This is a genomic window from Stenotrophomonas sp. 1278 (genome assembly GCF_029892765.1).
In the GTDB taxonomy this organism is placed as follows: domain Bacteria; phylum Pseudomonadota; class Gammaproteobacteria; order Xanthomonadales; family Xanthomonadaceae; genus Stenotrophomonas; species Stenotrophomonas indicatrix.
Genome location: NZ_JARXWD010000005.1, coordinates 1 through 17,795, shown reverse-complemented (window position 1 = coordinate 17,795; position 17,795 = coordinate 1). Strand labels below are relative to the sequence as shown.

21 protein-coding genes and 2 tRNA genes are annotated in these 17,795 nt (G+C 66.4%); 15 read left to right on the top strand and 8 right to left on the bottom strand.

Annotation, left to right across the window (positions count from 1 at the left end; translation table 11 throughout):
- Window positions 1-52: 52 nt before the first annotated feature.
- Both trpC and M2299_RS06760 read left to right on the top strand, forming a co-directional pair.
- Window positions 53-847 carry an indole-3-glycerol phosphate synthase TrpC gene (trpC, locus tag M2299_RS06765; protein ID WP_229290362.1) on the top strand — a complete coding sequence of 265 codons (795 nt, stop codon included), beginning with the start codon at window positions 53-55 and terminating at the stop codon, window positions 845-847.
- Window positions 844-1,560: a haloacid dehalogenase-like hydrolase gene (locus tag M2299_RS06760; RefSeq protein WP_025874617.1), complete on the top strand. Its 717-nt coding sequence runs from the start codon at window positions 844-846 to the stop codon at window positions 1,558-1,560. The genes trpC and M2299_RS06760 overlap by 4 nt, the downstream gene beginning before the upstream one ends.
- A 151-nt stretch (window positions 1,561-1,711) precedes the next feature.
- Here the strand turns inward: M2299_RS06760 and M2299_RS06755 are convergent, their stop codons facing one another.
- Together M2299_RS06755 and crp are read right to left on the bottom strand one after the other, a co-directional pair.
- Window positions 1,712-2,473: a sulfite exporter TauE/SafE family protein gene (locus M2299_RS06755; protein WP_025874618.1), complete on the bottom strand. Its 762-nt coding sequence runs from the start codon at window positions 2,471-2,473 to the stop codon at window positions 1,712-1,714.
- Between the two features lie 137 nt (window positions 2,474-2,610).
- A complete protein-coding gene (crp, locus tag M2299_RS06750; protein WP_025874619.1) occupies window positions 2,611-3,300 on the bottom strand; it encodes a cAMP-activated global transcriptional regulator CRP in 690 nt (229 codons plus the stop codon).
- Between the two features lie 150 nt (window positions 3,301-3,450).
- Here crp and speD point away from each other — a divergent pair, with 150 nt between their 5' ends.
- Window positions 3,451-4,245 (top strand): adenosylmethionine decarboxylase, encoded by a 795-nt coding sequence (speD, locus tag M2299_RS06745; protein ID WP_025874620.1) that lies wholly within the window; start codon window positions 3,451-3,453, stop codon window positions 4,243-4,245.
- Window positions 4,246-4,410: 165 nt separating this feature from the next.
- A complete protein-coding gene (gene sugE / locus M2299_RS06740) occupies window positions 4,411-4,731 on the top strand; it encodes a quaternary ammonium compound efflux SMR transporter SugE (protein WP_025874621.1) in 321 nt (106 codons plus the stop codon).
- Window positions 4,732-4,824: 93 nt separating this feature from the next.
- Here sugE and coq7 read toward each other — a convergent pair whose 3' ends face one another.
- Window positions 4,825-5,469: a 2-polyprenyl-3-methyl-6-methoxy-1,4-benzoquinone monooxygenase gene (coq7, locus tag M2299_RS06735; RefSeq protein WP_280884092.1), complete on the bottom strand. Its 645-nt coding sequence runs from the start codon at window positions 5,467-5,469 to the stop codon at window positions 4,825-4,827.
- Between the two features lie 196 nt (window positions 5,470-5,665).
- Here coq7 and rplM point away from each other — a divergent pair, with 196 nt between their 5' ends.
- Window positions 5,666-6,094, top strand: a complete 429-nt coding sequence (gene rplM, locus M2299_RS06730) for a 50S ribosomal protein L13 (RefSeq protein ID WP_025874623.1) — start codon at window positions 5,666-5,668, stop codon at window positions 6,092-6,094.
- A 2-nt stretch (window positions 6,095-6,096) separates the two neighbouring features.
- Window positions 6,097-6,489: a 30S ribosomal protein S9 gene (gene rpsI / locus M2299_RS06725; protein WP_005411311.1), complete on the top strand. Its 393-nt coding sequence runs from the start codon at window positions 6,097-6,099 to the stop codon at window positions 6,487-6,489.
- Between the two features lie 281 nt (window positions 6,490-6,770).
- Here the strand turns inward: rpsI and M2299_RS06720 are convergent.
- Window positions 6,771-6,844 (bottom strand) — tRNA-Gln (locus tag M2299_RS06720).
- Between the two features lie 52 nt (window positions 6,845-6,896).
- Window positions 6,897-6,973, bottom strand: a tRNA-Met gene (locus tag M2299_RS06715).
- A gap of 121 nt (window positions 6,974-7,094) precedes the next feature.
- Between M2299_RS06715 and M2299_RS06710 the strand changes: the two genes are divergently transcribed.
- The 4 genes from M2299_RS06710 to bfr all read left to right on the top strand — a co-directional run bounded on the left by M2299_RS06710 (window position 7,095) and on the right by bfr (window position 8,973).
- Window positions 7,095-7,718, top strand: a complete 624-nt coding sequence (locus tag M2299_RS06710) for an RNA pyrophosphohydrolase (RefSeq protein WP_025874624.1) — start codon at window positions 7,095-7,097, stop codon at window positions 7,716-7,718.
- Window positions 7,719-7,726: 8 nt separating this feature from the next.
- Window positions 7,727-8,017 carry a hypothetical protein gene (locus tag M2299_RS06705; protein WP_243378180.1) on the top strand — a complete coding sequence of 97 codons (291 nt, stop codon included), beginning with the start codon at window positions 7,727-7,729 and terminating at the stop codon, window positions 8,015-8,017.
- Between the two features lie 135 nt (window positions 8,018-8,152).
- Complete coding sequence (locus M2299_RS06700; RefSeq protein ID WP_032951724.1) at window positions 8,153-8,362, top strand: bacterioferritin-associated ferredoxin; 210 nt, start codon at window positions 8,153-8,155, stop codon at window positions 8,360-8,362.
- Between the two features lie 140 nt (window positions 8,363-8,502).
- Complete coding sequence (gene bfr, locus M2299_RS06695) at window positions 8,503-8,973, top strand: bacterioferritin (protein WP_025874625.1); 471 nt, start codon at window positions 8,503-8,505, stop codon at window positions 8,971-8,973.
- A gap of 1 nt (window position 8,974) precedes the next feature.
- Here the strand turns inward: bfr and M2299_RS06690 are convergent, their stop codons facing one another.
- From M2299_RS06690 to M2299_RS06680, 3 genes are read right to left on the bottom strand one after another with little or no spacing between them, the layout of a single operon-like run.
- Window positions 8,975-11,179, bottom strand: coding sequence for a hybrid sensor histidine kinase/response regulator (locus tag M2299_RS06690; RefSeq protein ID WP_280884091.1), 2,205 nt, complete (start codon window positions 11,177-11,179; stop codon window positions 8,975-8,977).
- Window positions 11,180-13,075, bottom strand: a complete 1,896-nt coding sequence (locus tag M2299_RS06685; RefSeq protein WP_280884090.1) for an EAL domain-containing protein — start codon at window positions 13,073-13,075, stop codon at window positions 11,180-11,182. It abuts the gene before it with no gap.
- 44 nt (window positions 13,076-13,119) lie between these two features.
- Window positions 13,120-13,737 (bottom strand): DUF4126 domain-containing protein, encoded by a 618-nt coding sequence (locus tag M2299_RS06680; protein ID WP_025874628.1) that lies wholly within the window; start codon window positions 13,735-13,737, stop codon window positions 13,120-13,122.
- 178 nt (window positions 13,738-13,915) lie between these two features.
- Between M2299_RS06680 and M2299_RS06675 the strand changes: the two genes are divergently transcribed.
- The 5 genes from M2299_RS06675 to ampE all read left to right on the top strand — a co-directional run bounded on the left by M2299_RS06675 (window position 13,916) and on the right by ampE (window position 17,608).
- Complete coding sequence (locus M2299_RS06675) at window positions 13,916-14,659, top strand: DUF6776 family protein (RefSeq protein WP_025874629.1); 744 nt, start codon at window positions 13,916-13,918, stop codon at window positions 14,657-14,659.
- A 4-nt stretch (window positions 14,660-14,663) separates the two neighbouring features.
- The gene (locus tag M2299_RS06670; RefSeq protein ID WP_025874630.1) at window positions 14,664-15,128 is read left to right on the top strand and encodes a polymer-forming cytoskeletal protein; all 465 of its coding nucleotides are present in this window, start codon (window positions 14,664-14,666) and stop codon (window positions 15,126-15,128) included.
- A gap of 31 nt (window positions 15,129-15,159) precedes the next feature.
- Complete coding sequence (erpA, locus tag M2299_RS06665) at window positions 15,160-15,552, top strand: iron-sulfur cluster insertion protein ErpA (RefSeq protein ID WP_025874631.1); 393 nt, start codon at window positions 15,160-15,162, stop codon at window positions 15,550-15,552.
- A gap of 141 nt (window positions 15,553-15,693) precedes the next feature.
- Window positions 15,694-16,626 (top strand): NAD(+) diphosphatase, encoded by a 933-nt coding sequence (gene nudC / locus M2299_RS06660; RefSeq protein ID WP_280884089.1) that lies wholly within the window; start codon window positions 15,694-15,696, stop codon window positions 16,624-16,626.
- A gap of 94 nt (window positions 16,627-16,720) precedes the next feature.
- The gene (gene ampE / locus M2299_RS06655) at window positions 16,721-17,608 is read left to right on the top strand and encodes a regulatory signaling modulator protein AmpE (RefSeq protein ID WP_100437002.1); all 888 of its coding nucleotides are present in this window, start codon (window positions 16,721-16,723) and stop codon (window positions 17,606-17,608) included.
- The last annotated feature ends 187 nt before the right edge of the window (window positions 17,609-17,795 follow it).

The window sequence follows — 17,795 nt, the reverse complement described above, 5'->3', positions numbered from 1 at the left end:
CCCGATGGCCGATAATGGTCGTCCTCACCGCCCCAGCACCGACCCGACGACGATGAGCGATATCCTGCAGACGATCCTGGCCCGCAAGGCCGAAGAAGTAGCCCAGCGCCGCGCCCAGCGGCCGCTTGAGGAGCTGCAGGCCGCGCTGGCCGATGCGCCACCGGTGCGCGGTTTCGTGCGCGCGCTGCAGGCCGCGGTGGCCAATGGCGATCCGGCGGTGATTGCCGAAGTGAAGAAGGCCAGCCCGTCCAAGGGCGTGATCCGCCCCGACTTCCGCCCGGCCGACATCGCGGTCAGCTACGAGTTCGGCGGCGCCAGCTGCCTGTCGGTGCTGACCGACGTGGATTTCTTCCAGGGGGCCGACGTCTACCTGCAGCAGGCCCGCGACGCCTGCACGCTGCCAGTGCTGCGCAAGGACTTCGTGATCGACGCCTACCAGGTGTACGAGGCCCGAGTGCTCGGCGCCGACTGCATCCTGTTGATCGTCGCCGCGCTGGACGATACGCAGCTGGCCACGCTGTCCGAGCTGGCGATGTCGCTGGGCATGGACGTGCTGGTGGAAGTGCACGACATCGACGAACTGGAGCGTGCGCTGCAGGTGCCGGCGCCGATGATCGGCATCAACAACCGCAACCTGCGCACCTTCGAGGTGTCGCTGCAGACCACGCTGGACATGCGCCTGGCCGTGCCGCGCGATCGCCTGCTGGTCACCGAGAGTGGCATTCTCGGCCCGCAGGACGTGGCGCTGATGCGCGATGCCGGCATCCACTCGTTCCTGGTCGGCGAGGCCTTCATGCGCGTGGAAGAGCCGGGTGAGGGTCTGCGTCAGCTATTCTTCGCAGCATGAAAACGCACTATCCAACGCCGCGCGAGGATGCGCCGCTGGTGGTCTTCGACTTCGACCACACCCTGTATGACGGCGATTCGGGCACCCACCTGTTCGCCTCGCTGATCAAGCGCAACCCGCTGCGGATGCTGGCGGCGCTGCTGGTCACCCCGATCGCCGGGCCGATGGTGGCGATGCTGCCGACCCGCCGTGCCGGTATCTCGGTCTATGTCTGGATCGGCAGTTTCGGGCTGCACCGCGCGCGTGAGTTCAACAAGGTGATCGACGCCTACGTGCTGCGCAACGAGGCGCAGATGCGCGCCAAGCTGTTGCCACAGGCGCTGGAGGTGTTCGCCGCGCATCGTGCCAAGGGCGACCGCGTGGTGGTGGCCACCGGTGCGCCGCCGGAGTTGGCCCGTGCGATCCTGGCCTTTGTCGCTCACCAGGACGTGCCGGTGATCGGCACCGAAGTGGGGCCGCGTCTGGGCGGGGTAGGGCCGACCCGACACTGCCACAACGAAGAGAAGATGCGCATGCTGCGCGAGCGCGGCTACGGCGACATCGACATCGCCTATTCCGACAGCACCGCCGATCTTCCGCTGCTGCTGGCGGCGAAAGCGCCGGTGGTGGTCAACCCGAAGCCGGCCAAGGTGGAATTCTTCCGCCGCGTGCTGCCGGCCGGCACCCGCATCCTCAACTGGGGCTGCGTGGACCGCGGCGGCGACAAGGCGTAATCGATCCCGCCTGCCCGCCGGGCAGGGACCCGGTAGTGCCGGCCGCTGGCCGGCAACCTCATGAACTGCGGAAACGCGTGCCAGGTTGCCGGCCAGCGGCCGGCACTACCGAAGCCCACGCGGGTAGCGCCGGGCCACGCCCGGCGGGCGGTCAGCGGCCCAGGTACCCGAACAGCGCATGGCCCACTTGGAACAGGCTGATGCCCAGCACCAGCACGCCCACTGCGACCAGCACCCAGCGTTCCTTCACTCGCTTCACCAGGACCGCCGCCACCGGCGCGGCCATCATGCCGCCGATCAACAGGCCGGCGACGATCTGCAGGTGCTGCACCCCCATCGACAGCAGGAACGTGGCCGAAATGGTCAGGGTGACCACGAACTCGGCCGCGTTGACGGTGCCGATGGTGGTCCTGGCCTGGCCACCGCGGGCGAGCAGGGTGGAGGTGGCCACCGGGCCCCAGCCGCCGCCGCCGCTGGCATCGAGCAGGCCAGCGAAGAAACCCAGCACCGGCACCCGGCGGATCTCGCCCTTGGGCATCCAGCGGCCGGCCGCGCGGGCCAGGATGATGATGGCCAGCACCAGCAGGTACAGGTAGATCAGCGGGCGGATCAGGTCGCCAGGGACCTGTGTCAGGACGTACGCGCCGAGTGCACCACCCAGTGCGCCGGGCAAGGCGAGGCGGAAGAAAAGGCGTTTGTCGACATTTCCTGCAACCAGATGCGACACACCGGATGCGCCGGTGGTGAACACCTCAGCGGTATGGACGCTGGCGCTGACCTGTGCGGGAGGCAGCCCCATGCTGAGCAGCACCGATGAAGAAACCAGCCCGAATGCCATGCCCAGCGCACCATCGACCAGCTGTGCGCCAAGGCCGATGAGGATGAACCACCAGAATTCGCTGCTCAGTTCCATGGATCGAGCCTAGCGGAAGCGGGTGTGCGGGACATGCGATGGTACGTCGCACGTACGGCGGTCCGCCGGGCATGTCCCGGCGCTCCCGGCGCAGGTCTTGTGGTAGCGCCGGGCCATGCCCGGCGGACACCGGGTGGTCAACGGGTGCCGTACAGCACCACGGTCTTGCCGCGGGCGTGCAGCAGGCCGTCGGTCTGCAGCTTCTTCAGCACCCGGCCGGCCATTTCGCGCGAGCAGCCGACCAGGCGGGCCAGTTCCTGGCGTGAGACGCGCAGCTGGCTGCCCTGCGGATGGCTCATCGACTCCGGCTCCTGCGCCAGATCGTGCAGGGTGCGCACGATACGGTCGGTGACATCCAGGAACGCCAGGCGGCTGGCCTTGCGGCTGGTGTCCAGCAGGCGCTTGGAGATCTGCTGGCCCAGCGCGTACAGCAGGCGTGGGGCATCGGCCGACAGGGGGCCGAGGAACAGCTGATGCAGGCGCTCGTAGCTGATTTCGGCCAGCTCACAGGCGGTGCGGGTGCGCAGGATCACCTCGCGGCGGTCCGACTCCACGAACAGGCCCATCTCGCCGACGAACTCACCGGCGCCGAAATAGCCCAGCACCAGCTCGCGGTCCTCCTCCTCCTCGGCCATGATCGAAACCGAGCCGCTGATGACGTAATACAGGGTTCCCGCCGGGTCACCGGGTCGGAAGACGTCGGTACGGGTGGGATAGCGCCGCCTGTGGCTGTGTGCCAGGAAGCGGTCGATTGTTGCGATGTCCAAGGCCAATGGGCTGCTAGCTAGGCGCACGGTTGACACGATAGGGGCGCTCCCTCTGCGCATGAACGGATTCACGGGGTCGATAGCGGAGCTTAACCAGCGCAATTGTTAAGGGCAAACAGTGTGCCAGAACCTGAGCGTCTTCACGTTCCCCCTGGAGACACTTATGCCGCATAATTCCCCCTTTCCCTTCTTACACAGGAATCGACCGCCGTGGTCAAGCCGTTGCCTCGCCTGAGGTTGCAGGGTTTCAACAACCTCACCAAGGCGCTGAGCTTCAACATCTATGACGTGTGTTACGCGCGCACCGAAGAGGAGCGTCAGCGTTACATTGAATACATCGATGAAGAGTACAACGCCGACAGGCTTACTCAAATCTTGACCGATGTCGCTGAGATCATCGGCGCCAACATCCTCAACGTGGCGCGCCAGGATTACGATCCGCAGGGTGCCTCGGTGACGATCCTGATCTCCGAAGAGCCGGTGATCGACAAGAAGCAGGCCGGCAAGGAGTTGATTTCCGATGCCGTGGTCGCGCACATGGACAAGTCGCACATCACCGTGCACACCTATCCGGAAACGCACCCGCAGGAAGGCATTGCCACCTTCCGCGCCGATATCGACGTGGCTACCTGTGGCGTCATTTCGCCGTTGAAGGCACTGAACTACCTGATCGAGAGCCTGGAATCGGACATCGTGATCATGGACTACCGTGTCCGTGGCTTCACGCGTGATGTGAAGGGCAAGAAGCACTACATCGATCACAAGATCAACTCGATCCAGAACTTCCTGGCCAAGAACATCAAGTCGCGTTACGAGATGTTCGACGTCAATGTCTACCAGGAAAACATCTTCCACACGAAGATGCACCTGAAGGACTTCGACCTGGACCAGTACCTGTTCGAGGAAAAGGCCAAGAACATCTCGTTCAAGGAACGCATGAAGATCGAAGCGCTGCTGCGTCGTGAGATCGAAGAGCTGTTCCACGGCCGCAACCTGGCTGAGTGACCCATGTGCGATGCCGGCAGGCATCGCCACCCAGGCGGGACGCCCCGCCCCGTGGAGCCTGCGCTTGGCGCAATCTTCAGTTCCACGGCGATGTACCGACCTACGGCCCGGTGTGAAAACACCGGGCCGTTTCGTTTTTCCCAAAAAGGTAAGGAGCCCCCACCCATGCCCTGGATCTACCTGCTGCTGGCCGGTCTGTTCGAGATCGGATTCGCCCTTGGAATGAAGTACTCCGAAGGTTTCAGCAAACCCGTGCCGACCGCCCTGACGGTGGTGTCGGCGCTGATCAGCCTGTACTTGATGAGCCAGGCGATGAAGAACATTCCGGTCGGCACGGCCTATGCGATCTGGACCGGCATCGGCGCCATGGGCGTGACGGTGCTGGGCATCTACCTGTTCAACGACAGCGCCTCGCCGGCACGCCTGGCCTGCGTGGGCCTGATCGTGGCCGGCGTGATCGGCCTGAAGCTGGTGTCACCCAATTAATCCCGGTAGTGCCGGCCGCTGGCCGGCAACCTCATGACCTGCGGCGACCCATGCGGGGTTGCCGGCCAGCGGCCGGCACTACCCTCATGCGGGTTACAGCCGGTAGGCAATGGTCTTCATCACCCTGGAGGCCAGCGCCATCGCGCCCGGAATCGGGAACGGCAGGCGGCGCGCGCCGGCCTGCTCGGCATGTTCGGCATGCCGGGCCTCGTCTTCCTTCATCACCCGGATGACCGCGCGGCTGCGCAGGTCGCCGGCCGGCAGGTCGACCAGGTGTTCGTCCAGATGGGCTTCCACCTGGCGCTCGGTCTCGACCACGAAGCCCAGGTTCCAGCCGTCGCCGCGCAGCCCGGCCAGGGTGCCGATGGTGTAGCTGCCGGCGTACCAGAGCGGATTGAACAGGCTGGGGCGGCTGTCCAGCTCGCCCAGGCGGGTGGCGCACCAGGCCAGGTGATCGGTCTCTTCCTGGGCCGCTTCCAGCAGATGTTCGCGGGTCGCCGGGTCGCGTGCCACCGCGGCCTGGCCGAAGTACAGGCCCTGGGCGCAGACCTCACCGACATGGTTGATGCGCATCAGCCCGGCCGCGTGGCGACGCTGGGCGCTGTCCATACCGGGCTCGCCGGTGTCCGTGGCCGGATAGGGGCGGCTGGCCGGCGGGTTGCCGAACACCGTGTCCAGGGCGCGCTGCGCCTCGGTCAGAAGGTGGTCCAGCGGGGTGGTGTGGCGAAGCACGGTCATGGCGGCACGGCGTGGAGCGGGGGAAGCCCGATTCTCGCCCGGCCCCGGTCCCCTGCCAACCCGGGGCGGGCGCCGGCTTGCAGCCGCCAGCCAAGCTGCGTACAATGCCGCCCCTTACGCTCCACCTTTCACAACGCGTGGCAGAGTTCCGGCGAGTCCTTCGCCGCAATGAGCCCGACCTAACCAAGAGTTCTTCATGAGCACTTTCACTGCCAAGAACGAGACCGTCCAGCGCGACTGGTACCTCGTCGACGCCGAGGGCAAGACCCTGGGCCGTCTCTGCACCGAGCTGGCCCGCCGTCTGCGTGGCAAGCACAAGCCGGTCTACACCCCGCACGTTGATACCGGCGACTACCTGGTCGTCATCAATGCAGAAAAGATTGTCGTCACCGGCAAGAAGCTGCAGGACAAGATGTATCACCGTTTCACCGGTTACATCGGCAACCTGAAGACCGAATCCCTCGCCCAGGCGCTTGAGCGCCACCCGGAGCGCGTGATCGAGACCGCCGTCAAGGGCATGCTGCCGAAGGGCACGCTGGGTCGCCAGATGTACCGCAAGCTCAAGGTCTACGCCGGCACTGAGCATCCGCACGCCGCACAGCAGCCGCAGGTTCTGGATATCTAATCATGGCTATCACTCAAAACTACGGCACTGGCCGCCGCAAGTCCTCCACCGCTCGCGTGTTCCTGCGCAAGGGTTCGGGCAACATCACCGTCAATGGCCGTCCGCTGGACGAGTTCTTCGGCCGTGAGACCGCTCGCATGATCGTGCGCCAGCCGCTCGAGCTGACCAAGAACACCGAGAGCTTCGACATCCTGGTCACCGCCGCTGGCGGCGGCACCACCGGCCAGGCCGGTGCGATCCGTCTGGGCATCGCCCGTGCTCTGGTCGAGTACGACGAAACCCTGAAGTCCGAGCTGCGCAAGGCTGGCTTCATGACCCGCGACGCCCGCGAAGTCGAACGTAAGAAGGTCGGTCTGCACAAGGCCCGCCGCGCCACCCAGTTCTCCAAGCGCTGATTTACCGCGCCTGGTTGGGTTCCTTCGGGAGCCCGCTGGATGGAAAAGCAAAAGCCCGGCTTCGGCCGGGCTTTTGTCGTTCTGGGGCTGCGCATTTCAAGGTTGCCGGCCAGCGGCCGGCACTACCCATGGTCCGTATGCCCGACCCCGGTCTCTGTCTGGAGGAGAGCCCCTTGTTGTTCAAGGGGGCGCGCCGACAGGTGCGGGGATAAGGTGGGATGCGTGACCAAATTAAAAAGAAAAAGGCCTGATCTTTCGATCAGGCCTTTTTCTTTTTAATTTGGCTGCCCCTGATGGATTCGAACCACCGATGCCTGAGTCAGAGTCAGGTGCCTTACCGCTTGGCTAAGGGGCAATGTAACGTGTAACTATTTTCTCACTTTTCACGTTGAAAAACAACTTCAACGTGGTGGCTATGGGTGGACTCGAACCACCGACCCCAGCATTATGAGTGCTGTGCTCTAACCGGCTGAGCTACATAGCCTTGGTGAGCCCGCTATTCTGCTGATGTGTACAAGGACTGTCAACACCTTTGTATCGTGCTTGTGGCCCGACAGACGGCATGGGATAGTCCCAACCAGTAGATTTTCTTAGGAGTCCGCATCGTGATCGATCCGGACGGCTATCGACCGAACGTCGGCATCGTGCTGATGCGGCAGGACGGGCAGGTGTTCTGGGCACGACGTGTGCGCCGGGATGGCTGGCAGTTCCCGCAGGGTGGCATGAACACCGACGAGACGCCTGTCGAGGCCATGTATCGTGAACTGCAGGAAGAGACCGGGCTGTTGCCGGAGCACGTTGAAGTGCTTGGGGCGACACCGGGCTGGCTGCGTTACAAGCTGCCGGCGCGTGCCATCCGCCGCAATGAACGCCAGGTCTGCATCGGCCAGAAGCAGGTCTGGTTCCTGCTGCGCCTGACCGGTGATGAAGCCCACGTCAGCCTGGACCATACCGACTCGCCTGAGTTCGATCATTGGCGCTGGGTCGACTTCTGGTATCCGGTGGAGCATGTGGTGGTGTTCAAGCGTGGCGTCTATGCGCGCGCCCTGCGACATCTGGCGCCGTTGGCCCAGGGGGTGGCGGGGCAGGGCATCAGCGCCATGCCCAAGAGCGCTGCCGAGGCCTGGATGCCAGGCCACGCGGCCGGCCACGACAGGCCCAGGAAGCGCACGCCCATGCGCGGCGGGTACTGGCCGCGGAAAGCAAAGGGTGAACCGGGAGCCGTTTGACGGGCAGGTTGCGCAAAGAGCGGGCCGAACGGTCGCAACGCACGTCAGCCGGGTATTTCCGGCAGCAACTGGCTGTCCGTCTGGCAAGCCTCCCCTGGCTGTTGTTGAGCGTGGTGGTCCTCGGCGGCATCGCATGGATGCCGCTTGCGCTGGGCGTTTGCCTCGCCTTCGTGACCTGTGCGGGTGCGCTGTTCCTGGCGGACTACCTGCTGCGGCTGAGAGCGGCAGGTGGTGGTGTGCAGTGGCTGATCGTCTTCTTCAGTACACCGGTGCTGGCACTTGGGCTGTTGTCCCTGTAGCCGCCTCGTACCGGGTGGATTCGACGGTACTCTGAACCGTATCGAGAATGGTTCAGGTCTCTGATTGACAACCATTCTCGTTTCCATTGGAATAGCGACCAGGCCGCTACTGGCCTGCTGCCCTGGTTCCCGCCCGTGTACGTCTGCATCTGCAACGGTGTTACCGACCACCAGATCCGCGAAGCCGCCAGCCATGGCGTCACGTCGGTGGCCGAGCTGACCATGCGCACCGGATGCGGCGCGACCTGCGGTTCCTGTCTGGACATGGCCGGCGAACTGCTGGCCAAGGCGCGTGCCACCCACGATCTGCCGTTGCCGGTATTGGGCCTGGCGCAGGTCGCCTGAGTCGTTTCGCGGCGCGTTGACGCCGCGCTCTCCTGGTCTTCATTGTTGGCCGCAGTGGCCAATGCGCACGATTCGCGTTCCTTCACGCGCGCGCGCAAGGCGCTACAGTGCCCGCGATTTCAGCGTGCAGGAGCATCCCCATGAAGGGCGACACCAAGGTCATCGAATTCCTCAACAAGGTCCTCTACAACGAGCTGACCGCGATCAACCAGTACTTCCTGCACGCCAAGATGCTCAAGAACTGGGGCATCAAGGAACTGGCCGAACACGAGTACAAGGAATCGATCGAGGAAATGAAGCATGCCGACATGCTTGCCGATCGCATCCTGTTCCTTGAAGGCCTGCCGAACTTCCAGGCGCTGGGCAAGCTGCGCATCGGTGAGAACCCGACCGAGATCCTGCAGTGCGATCTGTCGCTGGAACGCGATGGCGTGGTCACCCTGCGCGAGGCCGTGGCCTATGCCGATTCGGTCGGCGACTATGTCAGCCGCCAGCTGTTCGTGAAGATCCTCGACTCCGAGGAAGAGCACATCGATTGGCTGGAAACCCAGCTGGAGCTGATCGAGCGCATCGGTGAGCCGAAGTACCTGCTGAGCAAGCTCGAAGAGTGATTCAACGGGCCTGGCCGGCGAGGTAGCCGGTCAGCGCCACGCGCGCGCGGGCGAACTCCGCCACCAGCAGCGCCACTGCCACGGCAGGGCGCTGCAGGCTGCCACTGCGGGCTTCGAGTTCGATCCGCCGCGCCACCGCTGACAGCGACAGCGCGCCGACGTTGGCGCTGGAGGATTTCAGGCTGTGCGACAGCGCCTGCAGGCGTTCGATGTCGTTGCCCTGCGCCGCCTGCTGCAGCTGCTGCACCAGCTGCGGTGCGTCTTCCAGGAACACCGTTACGATCTGCGCGGCGGCATCGCCGATCACTGCCTGCAGTTCATCCAGCACACTGCGATCAAGCACCGGCTGTGGAATCGGGATCGCGCGCGTTCGTTCATCGTCCAGGCTTTCGCCGTCGGGCACGCTCGGGGTTGCGGCAGGTTGCACGGGTTCCGGCAGCGGTGCATGTCCGCGATCCACGGAAATCCGGCCCCAGCGCTGCAGCAGCGCATGCAGCGCTTCACGCGTGATCGGCTTGGAAAGGTAGTCGTCCATGCCCGCCTGCAGGCAGCGTTCGCGATCACCGGCCATGGCGTTGGCGGTCATCGCGATGATCGGCAACCGCGTGCGCCCCGCTTCGGCTTCCTCCCTGCGCCAGCGCTGTGTCGCGCTGTAGCCGTCGAGCACCGGCATCTGGCAATCCATCAGCACCACGTCGATTCCACCTTCGCGCAGCAGTGCGAGGGCCTGCTCGCCGTCGGCGGCATTGCGCACCCGGCACTGGAAGACCCGCAGCAGGTGCTCGGCCACCATCCGGTTGACCGTGTTGTCTTCGACCAGCAGCACATGCAGATCCAGCGGTGGCAGCGCGGCGGCCGGCCTGGCGTCTTCGGCGTTGGCCAGCAGGGCTGCCGGGCGTGCAGCGGCTGTTGGCTGGGCCAGCAGGGCGTGCAGGTCGGCATCGTTGAATGTGCTGAGCAGCTGCTGCTGGCGCGGCCGTGCTGCAACCGGATCATCCTGCAGCCACAGCACCTGCAGTGCGTCGTCGGCACCGCGCTCGGCCAAGGCGCGCTGCAGGGCCACCTCGCCATTGCGGCGGTGGCGCGCGTCGACCAGCAACCATGCCGGTGTGCTCTGGCCCGGGCGTGGTGCTGCGCGCAGGCGTTCCATTGCCTCATCAATGCTGGCCAGCGGCTGCACCTGCAGGCCGTGGTGCGCGGCGATGCGTTCGACGCGTGGCTGCAGCTGTGCATCGGCGGTGTACAGCAGCAGCGCTGCCGGCGAGCGGGCCAGCGCCGGCAGGTCGCCGGGAACCTTCAGCAGCGGTATTTCAAACCAGAAGGTTGCGCCCTGGCCTGGGGTGGAATGCACGCCGATGTCGCCATGCATCAGGTCGGTGATGCGCTTGCAGATGGCCAGGCCCAGGCCGGTGCCACCGTAGATGCGGGTGGTGGACGCGTCGGCCTGGCTGAAGGACTGGAACAGCCGCGCCTGCAGGGCCTCATCGATGCCGATGCCGGTGTCGACCACTTCGAAACGCAGCTGGTGCTGGGCGGGGCCTTCGCCCAGCCGCTGCACGCGCAACTGCACCTGGCCGCGTGCGGTGAACTTGATGGCATTGGCCAGCAGGTTGCCCAGGACCTGGCGCAGGCGCACCGGGTCGCCGCGTACCGGCAGGCGCACGGCCGGATCCAGTTGCAGGCTCAGCGTCAGGCCCTTGGCTTCGGCGGCACGCTGCAGCAGCTGCACCACGCCGTCGAGCAGTTCGCGCAGGTTGAAGCTGGTGATCTCCAGCTCCAGCGCCTGGGCTTCCAGGCGCGAGTAATCGAGGATGTCATCGACGATGCGCAGCAGCTGCTGCGAGCTGGCCGAGGCGGTGGCCAGCATCTGCCGCTGGTCTTCGCCGAGCGGGCCGCGGGCAATCAGCTCCAGCATGGGCAGGATGCCGTTGAGCGGCGTGCGGATTTCATGGCTCATGGTGGCCAGGAATTCGCCCTTGGCCAGCACGGCTGCTTCTGCAGCCTGCTTGGCCTGCAGCAGCTGATGTTCCAGCTGGCCCTGGCGCTCGGTGGTGCGCCGCAGCTGGTCGCGTTCACTGGTCAGGGTGATGCGTTCGCGCTGCAGTGCCGCCAGCGCGCGATTGCGCGAACGCAATCGCAGGCCCAGTACCAGCAGGGCGACGATGGCCAGCGCCAGTACCGCCAACAGCGCGACCGTCGGTGACACTCAGAGCACCGCGTTGTGGAAGTCGAAGTTCAGGTCGCTGCCGGCCGACTGCACCATGTTGCCCTGGATGTAATCGACACCGCCGACCCACATCGCGGCCGCTGCCTGCGGGTCCTCGATCTGCTGGCCGATGATCTGCAGGCCGGCTGCATGCGCCTGCTCGATCGATCGGCGCAGTTCTTCGCGCGTATCGGGGTTGGAGTGGCTGCTGGAAAAGCGTGCGGCCATGCGCACGAACGACAGTGGCAGCTGGGTGAGCAGGGCCAGGGCTTCGCTGCCCGGTTCGAACTGGCTCAGGCAGAAGCGCACGCCGACGCTGGCCATGCGCTGGCAGAACTGCTGCAACGGCACGGTGTGGATCAGCGCGTCGGGCAGGCGCACGTCGATCACCAGCGCGCTGCCGGGCAGGCGGCGTTGCTGCAGCGATTCCAGCAGCCAGTCGGCGAAGGCATCGCGCTGCAGGGTACGCAGCGACTGCGAGACGAACAGGTTCAGCGGCTGGGTGGCGTGGCGATACAGGTCGAGCAGACCCATCGCATGCTCCAGCACCTGCTGGTCGAGGTCGGCGATGCGGCCGGCCGCCTCGGCTGCCGGAATCACCTGGCCGGCGGTCAGTACGCTGCCATCGGTCCGGCGCAGGCGCAGCAGCAACTGGTACTGCGCGCTGCTGCCGCCGGCGACGGCGACGATCGGCTGGTAAGCGAGCTCGAGCTGGCCTTCCAGCAACGCCAGGTGCTCCTGCTCGGTCGTGACCTGGCGATGCACGTGGCCGGCCACGCCGGCGCTGAGCAGGCGTGCCTGCAGGGTGGTACGTTCGACCGCTTCCAGGGCGCTGCTGGCATCGTCGAAACCCGGCGACAGCGGCGCGTAGCCGACCACGCCACGCAGGTGTACCGACTCGTCGTCGCGGATCACGAAGGCGCGCGCGGACAGCTGCTCACGCAGGGTGCCGGCGATCGCTTCCAGGCTGTCCTCATCGGCGTTGCGCGCCAGCAGCAGGAAGCTGTTGTCGTTCAGGCGCGCCAGCAGGTGCGGATGGCCAGCCTCGGCAAGGCGTTGCCCGGCCTGCACCATCAGCCGCTCGAAGGCCGCATAGCCATAGCGCTCGCGCAGGCCCAGCGCGCTGGAGATTTCCACGAAGAACACGCCACCGCGGTCGTGCTGCGCCAGCGTCGCGTTGAGTTGCTGCAGCACGTGGTGGCGCGTGGGCAGCCCGGTTTCGGGGTTGCTGGTGGCCGGTGCACCGTTGGCACCGGGCAGGGTCGCTGCCTGCGCGCGTGCGCGGCGGATACGGTTGGCCACCGCGGCAATCAGGTGGCGCGGCCGGATCGGCTTGCTCAGGTAATCGTCGGCACCACAGTCGAGCACTTCGAACTGGCGCTCCGGATCCGGGTCGCCGCTGAGGAAGACGATCGGCAGCAGCTGCATGCCGGGCTGCTGGCGGATCATCGCGGTCAGCCGCATGCCATCCAGCCCGGGCAGGTGCAGATCCATCAGGATCAGGTCAGGGCGTTGCTCGCGGATGGCCTGCTGCACGCCATCGGCATCGCCGAGCACGATCGCCTGCATGCCGGCGCCATGCAGCACGCTCTGTGCGAACAGGGCCTGGGCACGATCGTCTTCGACGATCAGCACGCGGTAGGGCGAGTCGGCATCGACAGGCGGGATGTCGCTGTTGCCCGCCTCGGGCAGTGCCGCGGTCGAGGGCAGGGGCGGCGGAGCCGCCAGTCGGGCGCCGTCGCCGGGCACCGACAGGGCGGGTGCCCCTGACACCGCCGGTACTGCTTCGGCAGGCGTTGCCGCGGCCAAGGGGGCGGCCCAACGTTGCCAATGATCGGCCGGAGGGGTTTCAGCGCGTCCCGGGCGGGGGCCCGCGGCGGATTCGTTTGCGGCCATCGATGCTCCTGGTGTTCGCGGCCATTATGCGACAAGCCTGCCGATCAGCCGGTACGCGGTTGCCGTTGTCCGTCGTCGCTGCCGCCACGTGCCAACCAGCGCACGCTTTTCCACAGGGTGCGCCAGACCAGCCAGACCAGCAATGCGCCGGCCAGGCTGCAGGCCAGCACCACCACCAGCGCGATCCATGGATGCGCCAGCGCGAGCGCCAAGCCGCCGATCACCACGGTATCTTCGGCCGCAGAGGCGACCCAGTTGCTGGCCGGTTCCGGTGAGGTGTTGAGCAGGGCGCGGGTGCCGGCCTTCAGGCCATGGCTGGCCAGCGCAACGCCCGCGCCGGCGACCAGTGCACCGGTGCCCAGGTCGCCATCGGGCGACAGTGTCGCTGCCGCGAGGAAGGCGCCGGCGGGCACGCGCGCCAGGGTCTGCACCAGGTCCCAGGCTGAATCCACGCCGGGAATCTTGTCGGCGAAGAATTCGGCAATGGCCAGCGCCGCCGACGTGCCGAGCACCCACCACGACTCGGTGGCCTGCAGCGCCGGTGGCAGGTCGACCCAGCCGAGCAGGCCGGCGATGCCGACGCCGAATACGGTGAGGTAAACGCGGATGCCGGCCAGCCAGGCCAGCAGGATGCCGATCACGAACAGGTGGGCTTCGGTCATGGCGGGCTCCGGCGGCGGAACTGTGCGGGGTGCCACACTATCGACCATGGAGTGGCTGAATGCCACCGCCCGGTACCGGCCGGCACCGGGGAAACCTGCCGTTCCTGTCATACACTAGCCCGTCGTTTGCCCCAGGGGCCGTACTGGCGGCGCTTCGGCGCTGCCACGGAGACTACCCATGAACAACCGCCCTCCCATGCGCGTGCAGGTCCGCCTTCCCGGTGCCGCGCAACCACCCGCCGACCGCCGTCGCCTGCTGGTGATCGCCGGCATCTGGCTGCTGAGCCTGGTGCTTGCGGTGCTGGGTGGCTGCTGGCTGGGCACGCCGCGCGGTGAACAGGGCCAGCGCGTGCAGGCTGCCGAGAAGCGCGCCGATACGCTGCAGACGCAGCTGACCGAACTGCGCCAGAAGCAGGCCACGCTGGAAGCGTCGGACCGCATCAGCCGCGCCGCCAACAACGAAGTGCAGTCTTCGCTGGCCGAGCGCGATGAAGAGATCGCCGGCCTGCGCGCTGACGTCGCCTTCTACGAACGCCTGGTGGGCTCGACCAGCCAGCGCAAGGGCCTGAACACCCATTCGATTGAATTCAGCCCGGAATCGGCCGGCACCTGGCAGTACAGCGTGGTGCTGACCCAGAACCTCAACCGCGGAGCGATCAGCCAAGGGCAGATGCGTTTCACGGTGGAAGGCGTGAAGAACGGCAAGCTGGCCACCATCAGCTGGGACGAGCTGCACCAGCGCAGCAAGGTGCCGGGACAGGATTACTCGTTCCGGTACTTCCAGCAGCTCACCGGCAGCGTGATGCTGCCGGCTGACTTCACCCCGCAACGGGTGAAGGTGACATTGGGGAGTGGTGCGGGGGGCACCACGCAGGTATTCGACTGGAAACAGGCCGGCGCACCGGCCAGCAAAGGGGAGTAGGCAGATGTTCGGAAGCAGCAAATCCAGCCGTGATGGCCAACTGGTGGTGGATGCCCTGATCGGCAACCAGGTGGTGATCCGTGGCGATGTGGAATTCAGTGGTGGCCTGTACGTGGAAGGTCGCATCCACGGCAAGGTGATTGCCCAGGAGGGCGCCAGCGCGGCGACCCTGACCCTCGCCGAGCATGGCGTGATCGAAGGCGAGATCCGCGCCCAGGTGGTGGTCATCAGTGGCCGCCTGGACGGCGATGTCCATGCCACCGAGAAGGTCGAACTGACCCCGAGTGCGCGGGTCAACGGCAATGTTCACTACCAGGTGGTGGAAATGAATGCGGGTGCCCAGCTGAACGGCCGGCTGATCCATGCCAGCGCCCCGATGCAGGCCCTGCCGGCGCCGGAAGGCGAAGCGTCCGCTGACGGCAAGGGCGACACCGCCGCCCGCCGCAAGCTGGCCGAGGCGATGGCTTGAAAGCCAGCGCCGGCGCCCCCATGCTGAGCCCATGAACACGCTCGTCTCCCTCCCCGGCGCCACGCCGGCCGCCGCGCCCGACTACCAGTCGCTGGATCGGCCGCTGAACTTCACCGAGGCCGCTGCGGCCAAGGTCAAGGAACTGATCCAGGACGAGGGCAACCCCGACCTGTCATTGCGTGTGTACATCGAGGGTGGCGGCTGTTCGGGCTTCCAGTACGGGTTCGAGTTCGACGAGAACCGTGCCGGCGATGACCTGGCGGTGCAGACCAGCGGGGTCACCCTGCTGGTCGATCCGCTCAGCCTGCAGTACCTGATGGGTGCCGAAGTGGATTACACCGAGAGCCTGACCGGTGCGCAGTTCGTGATCCGCAATCCGAACGCCAAGACCACCTGCGGCTGCGGCAGCAGTTTCAGCATGTAATTGCAGGGCGTGGGGCATGCACCCCGCGCGCTGCCTTCGGTAGATCCACGCCATGCGTGGATGGCCTTTCCTGCAACCACAGGCGGGTTTCTGCACAGTCTGCGGCTTGCCACTTGCCGTGATTGTCGGCAGGCTAGCTGGATGCTCAATTCTCCTTCGCCGCTTTCCGGTTTTGCCTTCGTGGGTGAACCGTTGGAGCGCGCCGATGCCATGCGCGAAGACGCCGATGCTCTGGCGCGCCTGTGGCCCGATGCGCGCATTCTTGTCCTGGACCAGGACGGTACCGCCTTCACCGGTGATGACGACCAGCCGCTGGCGTTGACCGGCGCCGATGTCGGTGGCGGGCCAGGTGTTGCGATCTTCCTCGGCCTGCGTGGCGAGCAGGCGTGGTTCTCGGTGGAAGCGGCCAGCGTGACGGTCACCGCGCCACGCCGGCTCGATCTGCGCCAGGCCGCGCTGCTGTGGACCGTGGCCGATGCGACCGCCTTCAGCTACGCCCGTGGCATGTCCTACTGGCAATCGCGTACCCGCTTCTGCGGTGTCTGCGGCAGTGCCGTGACGTTCGCCCGGGGGGGCTTCGTCGGCCGCTGCCCGCAGTGCGCGACCGAGCACTATCCGCGCGTCGACCCGGCCGTGATCGTCGCGGTGGAAAACCAGGGCCGGCTGTTGCTGGGCCGCCAGTCCAACTGGGCGCCGCGCCGCTATTCGGTGCTGGCCGGCTTTGTCGAGCCGGGCGAGACCTTCGAGCAGACCCTAGCGCGCGAAGTGCACGAAGAGAGCAAGGTGCGGGTGACCGCCTGCCAGTACCTGGGCTCGCAGCCCTGGCCGTTTCCCGGCGCATTGATGGTCGGATTCCGCGCGCAGGCACACGACGACGTGCCGACCGTGGATGGCGAGCTGGAAGACGCGCGCTGGTTCAGCGCCGAGGAAGTTGGCGCGGCCCTCGCGCGTGACGTCGAGGACGATGGAGAAGGCATCCGTCTGTCACCGCCGATTTCCATTTCGCGGGGCCTGATCGAGCATTGGTATCGCCAGCAACCGGCATCCGGCGGCGCCAGCATTGCCGCCACCTGAACACGCTGCCGGTTACAGTACGGTTCACCGCTGACGGCGACGCTGCGACAGGTAAGGTAGCGACGCCGAACGCTCGCTCGTAGGGAGACCTGCCATGTTCACCACCCTGGTCGCCGTGTTGGTGGCACTGGCCCTTGGCCATGTCGCCCCGGCCGCTGCCGCGTCGCTGCGCCGTTTCGACGGCTTCCGGCGCTGGCTGGGCTGGCTGGACGCGCGCGGTGGTCGGGCCTGGCAGGGGGCCGCCGGCGTGGCGCTGGCGATCGTACCGCCACTGCTGCTGATGGCGCTGGTCGCCTGGCTGCTGCGCGGGGTGCTGTTCGGCCTTCCGGCGCTGCTGCTGGGCGTGGCCGTGCTGGCCTGGTGCTGGGGCCCGCGCGATCTGGACCGCGACATCGAGTCGATCATCGATGCCGACGATGCGCCGACCCGGCAGGCGGCGGTACGCAACCTGCAGTCGGCCGGAGGCAGCCTGCGCGAGGATGTTCCTTCACTGGTCGAGGCGACCGTGCTCAACGCCCTGCGGCGCTGGTTCGCGGTGCTGTTCTGGTTCCTGCTGCTGGGCCCGGTGGGGGCTCTCGGTTATCGCCTGCTGGCACTGATGGCGGAAAGCCCGATGCGCGCGCGCGTGCCGGTGGAGCCGCTGGCGCTGGCACAGCGGCTGCTGGGCTGGATCGAGTGGCCGGTGGCGCAGTTGATGGCGTTCTCGATGGCCCTGGTCGGCAACTTCGACACGGCCTGGAAGGCATGGCGCCAGGCGCATGGTGAGCGCTTGGCCGGCGGCATTGGTTTCCTGGGTGCGGTGGCGCGTGCCAGCGTCAATGCCGAGCTGCGCGAGGACGCTCACGATTACACCGAAGCGGGCCTGCTGCCGGTGTGGCAGCGGTTGCCGGACCTGCGGGATGCGATGAGCCTGGTGTGGCGGATGCTGCTGCTGTGGCTGGCGGTGCTGGCCCTGCTGGTGATCGCGGGCTGGGTGACCTAGTTGTGCTTTTCTGCAGGGCTTGCTGCCCTGCACCCGCTGGAAGCAACAGCAACTGCAACAGCAACAGCGGCTCTGGATTTCTGTGGGTTTGGCGGGGCGGTGTGGGGCTGCAGGACACGCCGTTAACCCATCCATGGGGGCTCGATGGCGCCATCCATGGCGCCAACGGTCCTGCAGCCCCACACCG

Coding starts and splice junctions, on each gene's coding strand:
- M2299_RS06760 (WP_025874617.1), top strand. CDS start 844: ATGAAAACGCACTATCCAACGCCGCGCGAGGATGCGCCGCTGGTGGTC.
- bfr (WP_025874625.1), top strand. CDS start 8,503: ATGAAGGGCGACACCAAGGTCATCGAATTCCTCAACAAGGTCCTCTAC.
- M2299_RS06685 (WP_280884090.1), bottom strand. CDS start 13,075: ATGGCCGCAAACGAATCCGCCGCGGGCCCCCGCCCGGGACGCGCTGAA.
- rplM (WP_025874623.1), top strand. CDS start 5,666: ATGAGCACTTTCACTGCCAAGAACGAGACCGTCCAGCGCGACTGGTAC.
- M2299_RS06755 (WP_025874618.1), bottom strand. CDS start 2,473: ATGGAACTGAGCAGCGAATTCTGGTGGTTCATCCTCATCGGCCTTGGC.
- nudC (WP_280884089.1), top strand. CDS start 15,694: ATGCTCAATTCTCCTTCGCCGCTTTCCGGTTTTGCCTTCGTGGGTGAA.
- M2299_RS06670 (WP_025874630.1), top strand. CDS start 14,664: ATGTTCGGAAGCAGCAAATCCAGCCGTGATGGCCAACTGGTGGTGGAT.
- M2299_RS06680 (WP_025874628.1), bottom strand. CDS start 13,737: ATGACCGAAGCCCACCTGTTCGTGATCGGCATCCTGCTGGCCTGGCTG.
- trpC (WP_229290362.1), top strand. CDS start 53: ATGAGCGATATCCTGCAGACGATCCTGGCCCGCAAGGCCGAAGAAGTA.
- ampE (WP_100437002.1), top strand. CDS start 16,721: ATGTTCACCACCCTGGTCGCCGTGTTGGTGGCACTGGCCCTTGGCCAT.
- erpA (WP_025874631.1), top strand. CDS start 15,160: ATGAACACGCTCGTCTCCCTCCCCGGCGCCACGCCGGCCGCCGCGCCC.
- crp (WP_025874619.1), bottom strand. CDS start 3,300: ATGCGCAGAGGGAGCGCCCCTATCGTGTCAACCGTGCGCCTAGCTAGC.
- sugE (WP_025874621.1), top strand. CDS start 4,411: ATGCCCTGGATCTACCTGCTGCTGGCCGGTCTGTTCGAGATCGGATTC.
- M2299_RS06675 (WP_025874629.1), top strand. CDS start 13,916: ATGAACAACCGCCCTCCCATGCGCGTGCAGGTCCGCCTTCCCGGTGCC.
- rpsI (WP_005411311.1), top strand. CDS start 6,097: ATGGCTATCACTCAAAACTACGGCACTGGCCGCCGCAAGTCCTCCACC.
- coq7 (WP_280884092.1), bottom strand. CDS start 5,469: ATGACCGTGCTTCGCCACACCACCCCGCTGGACCACCTTCTGACCGAG.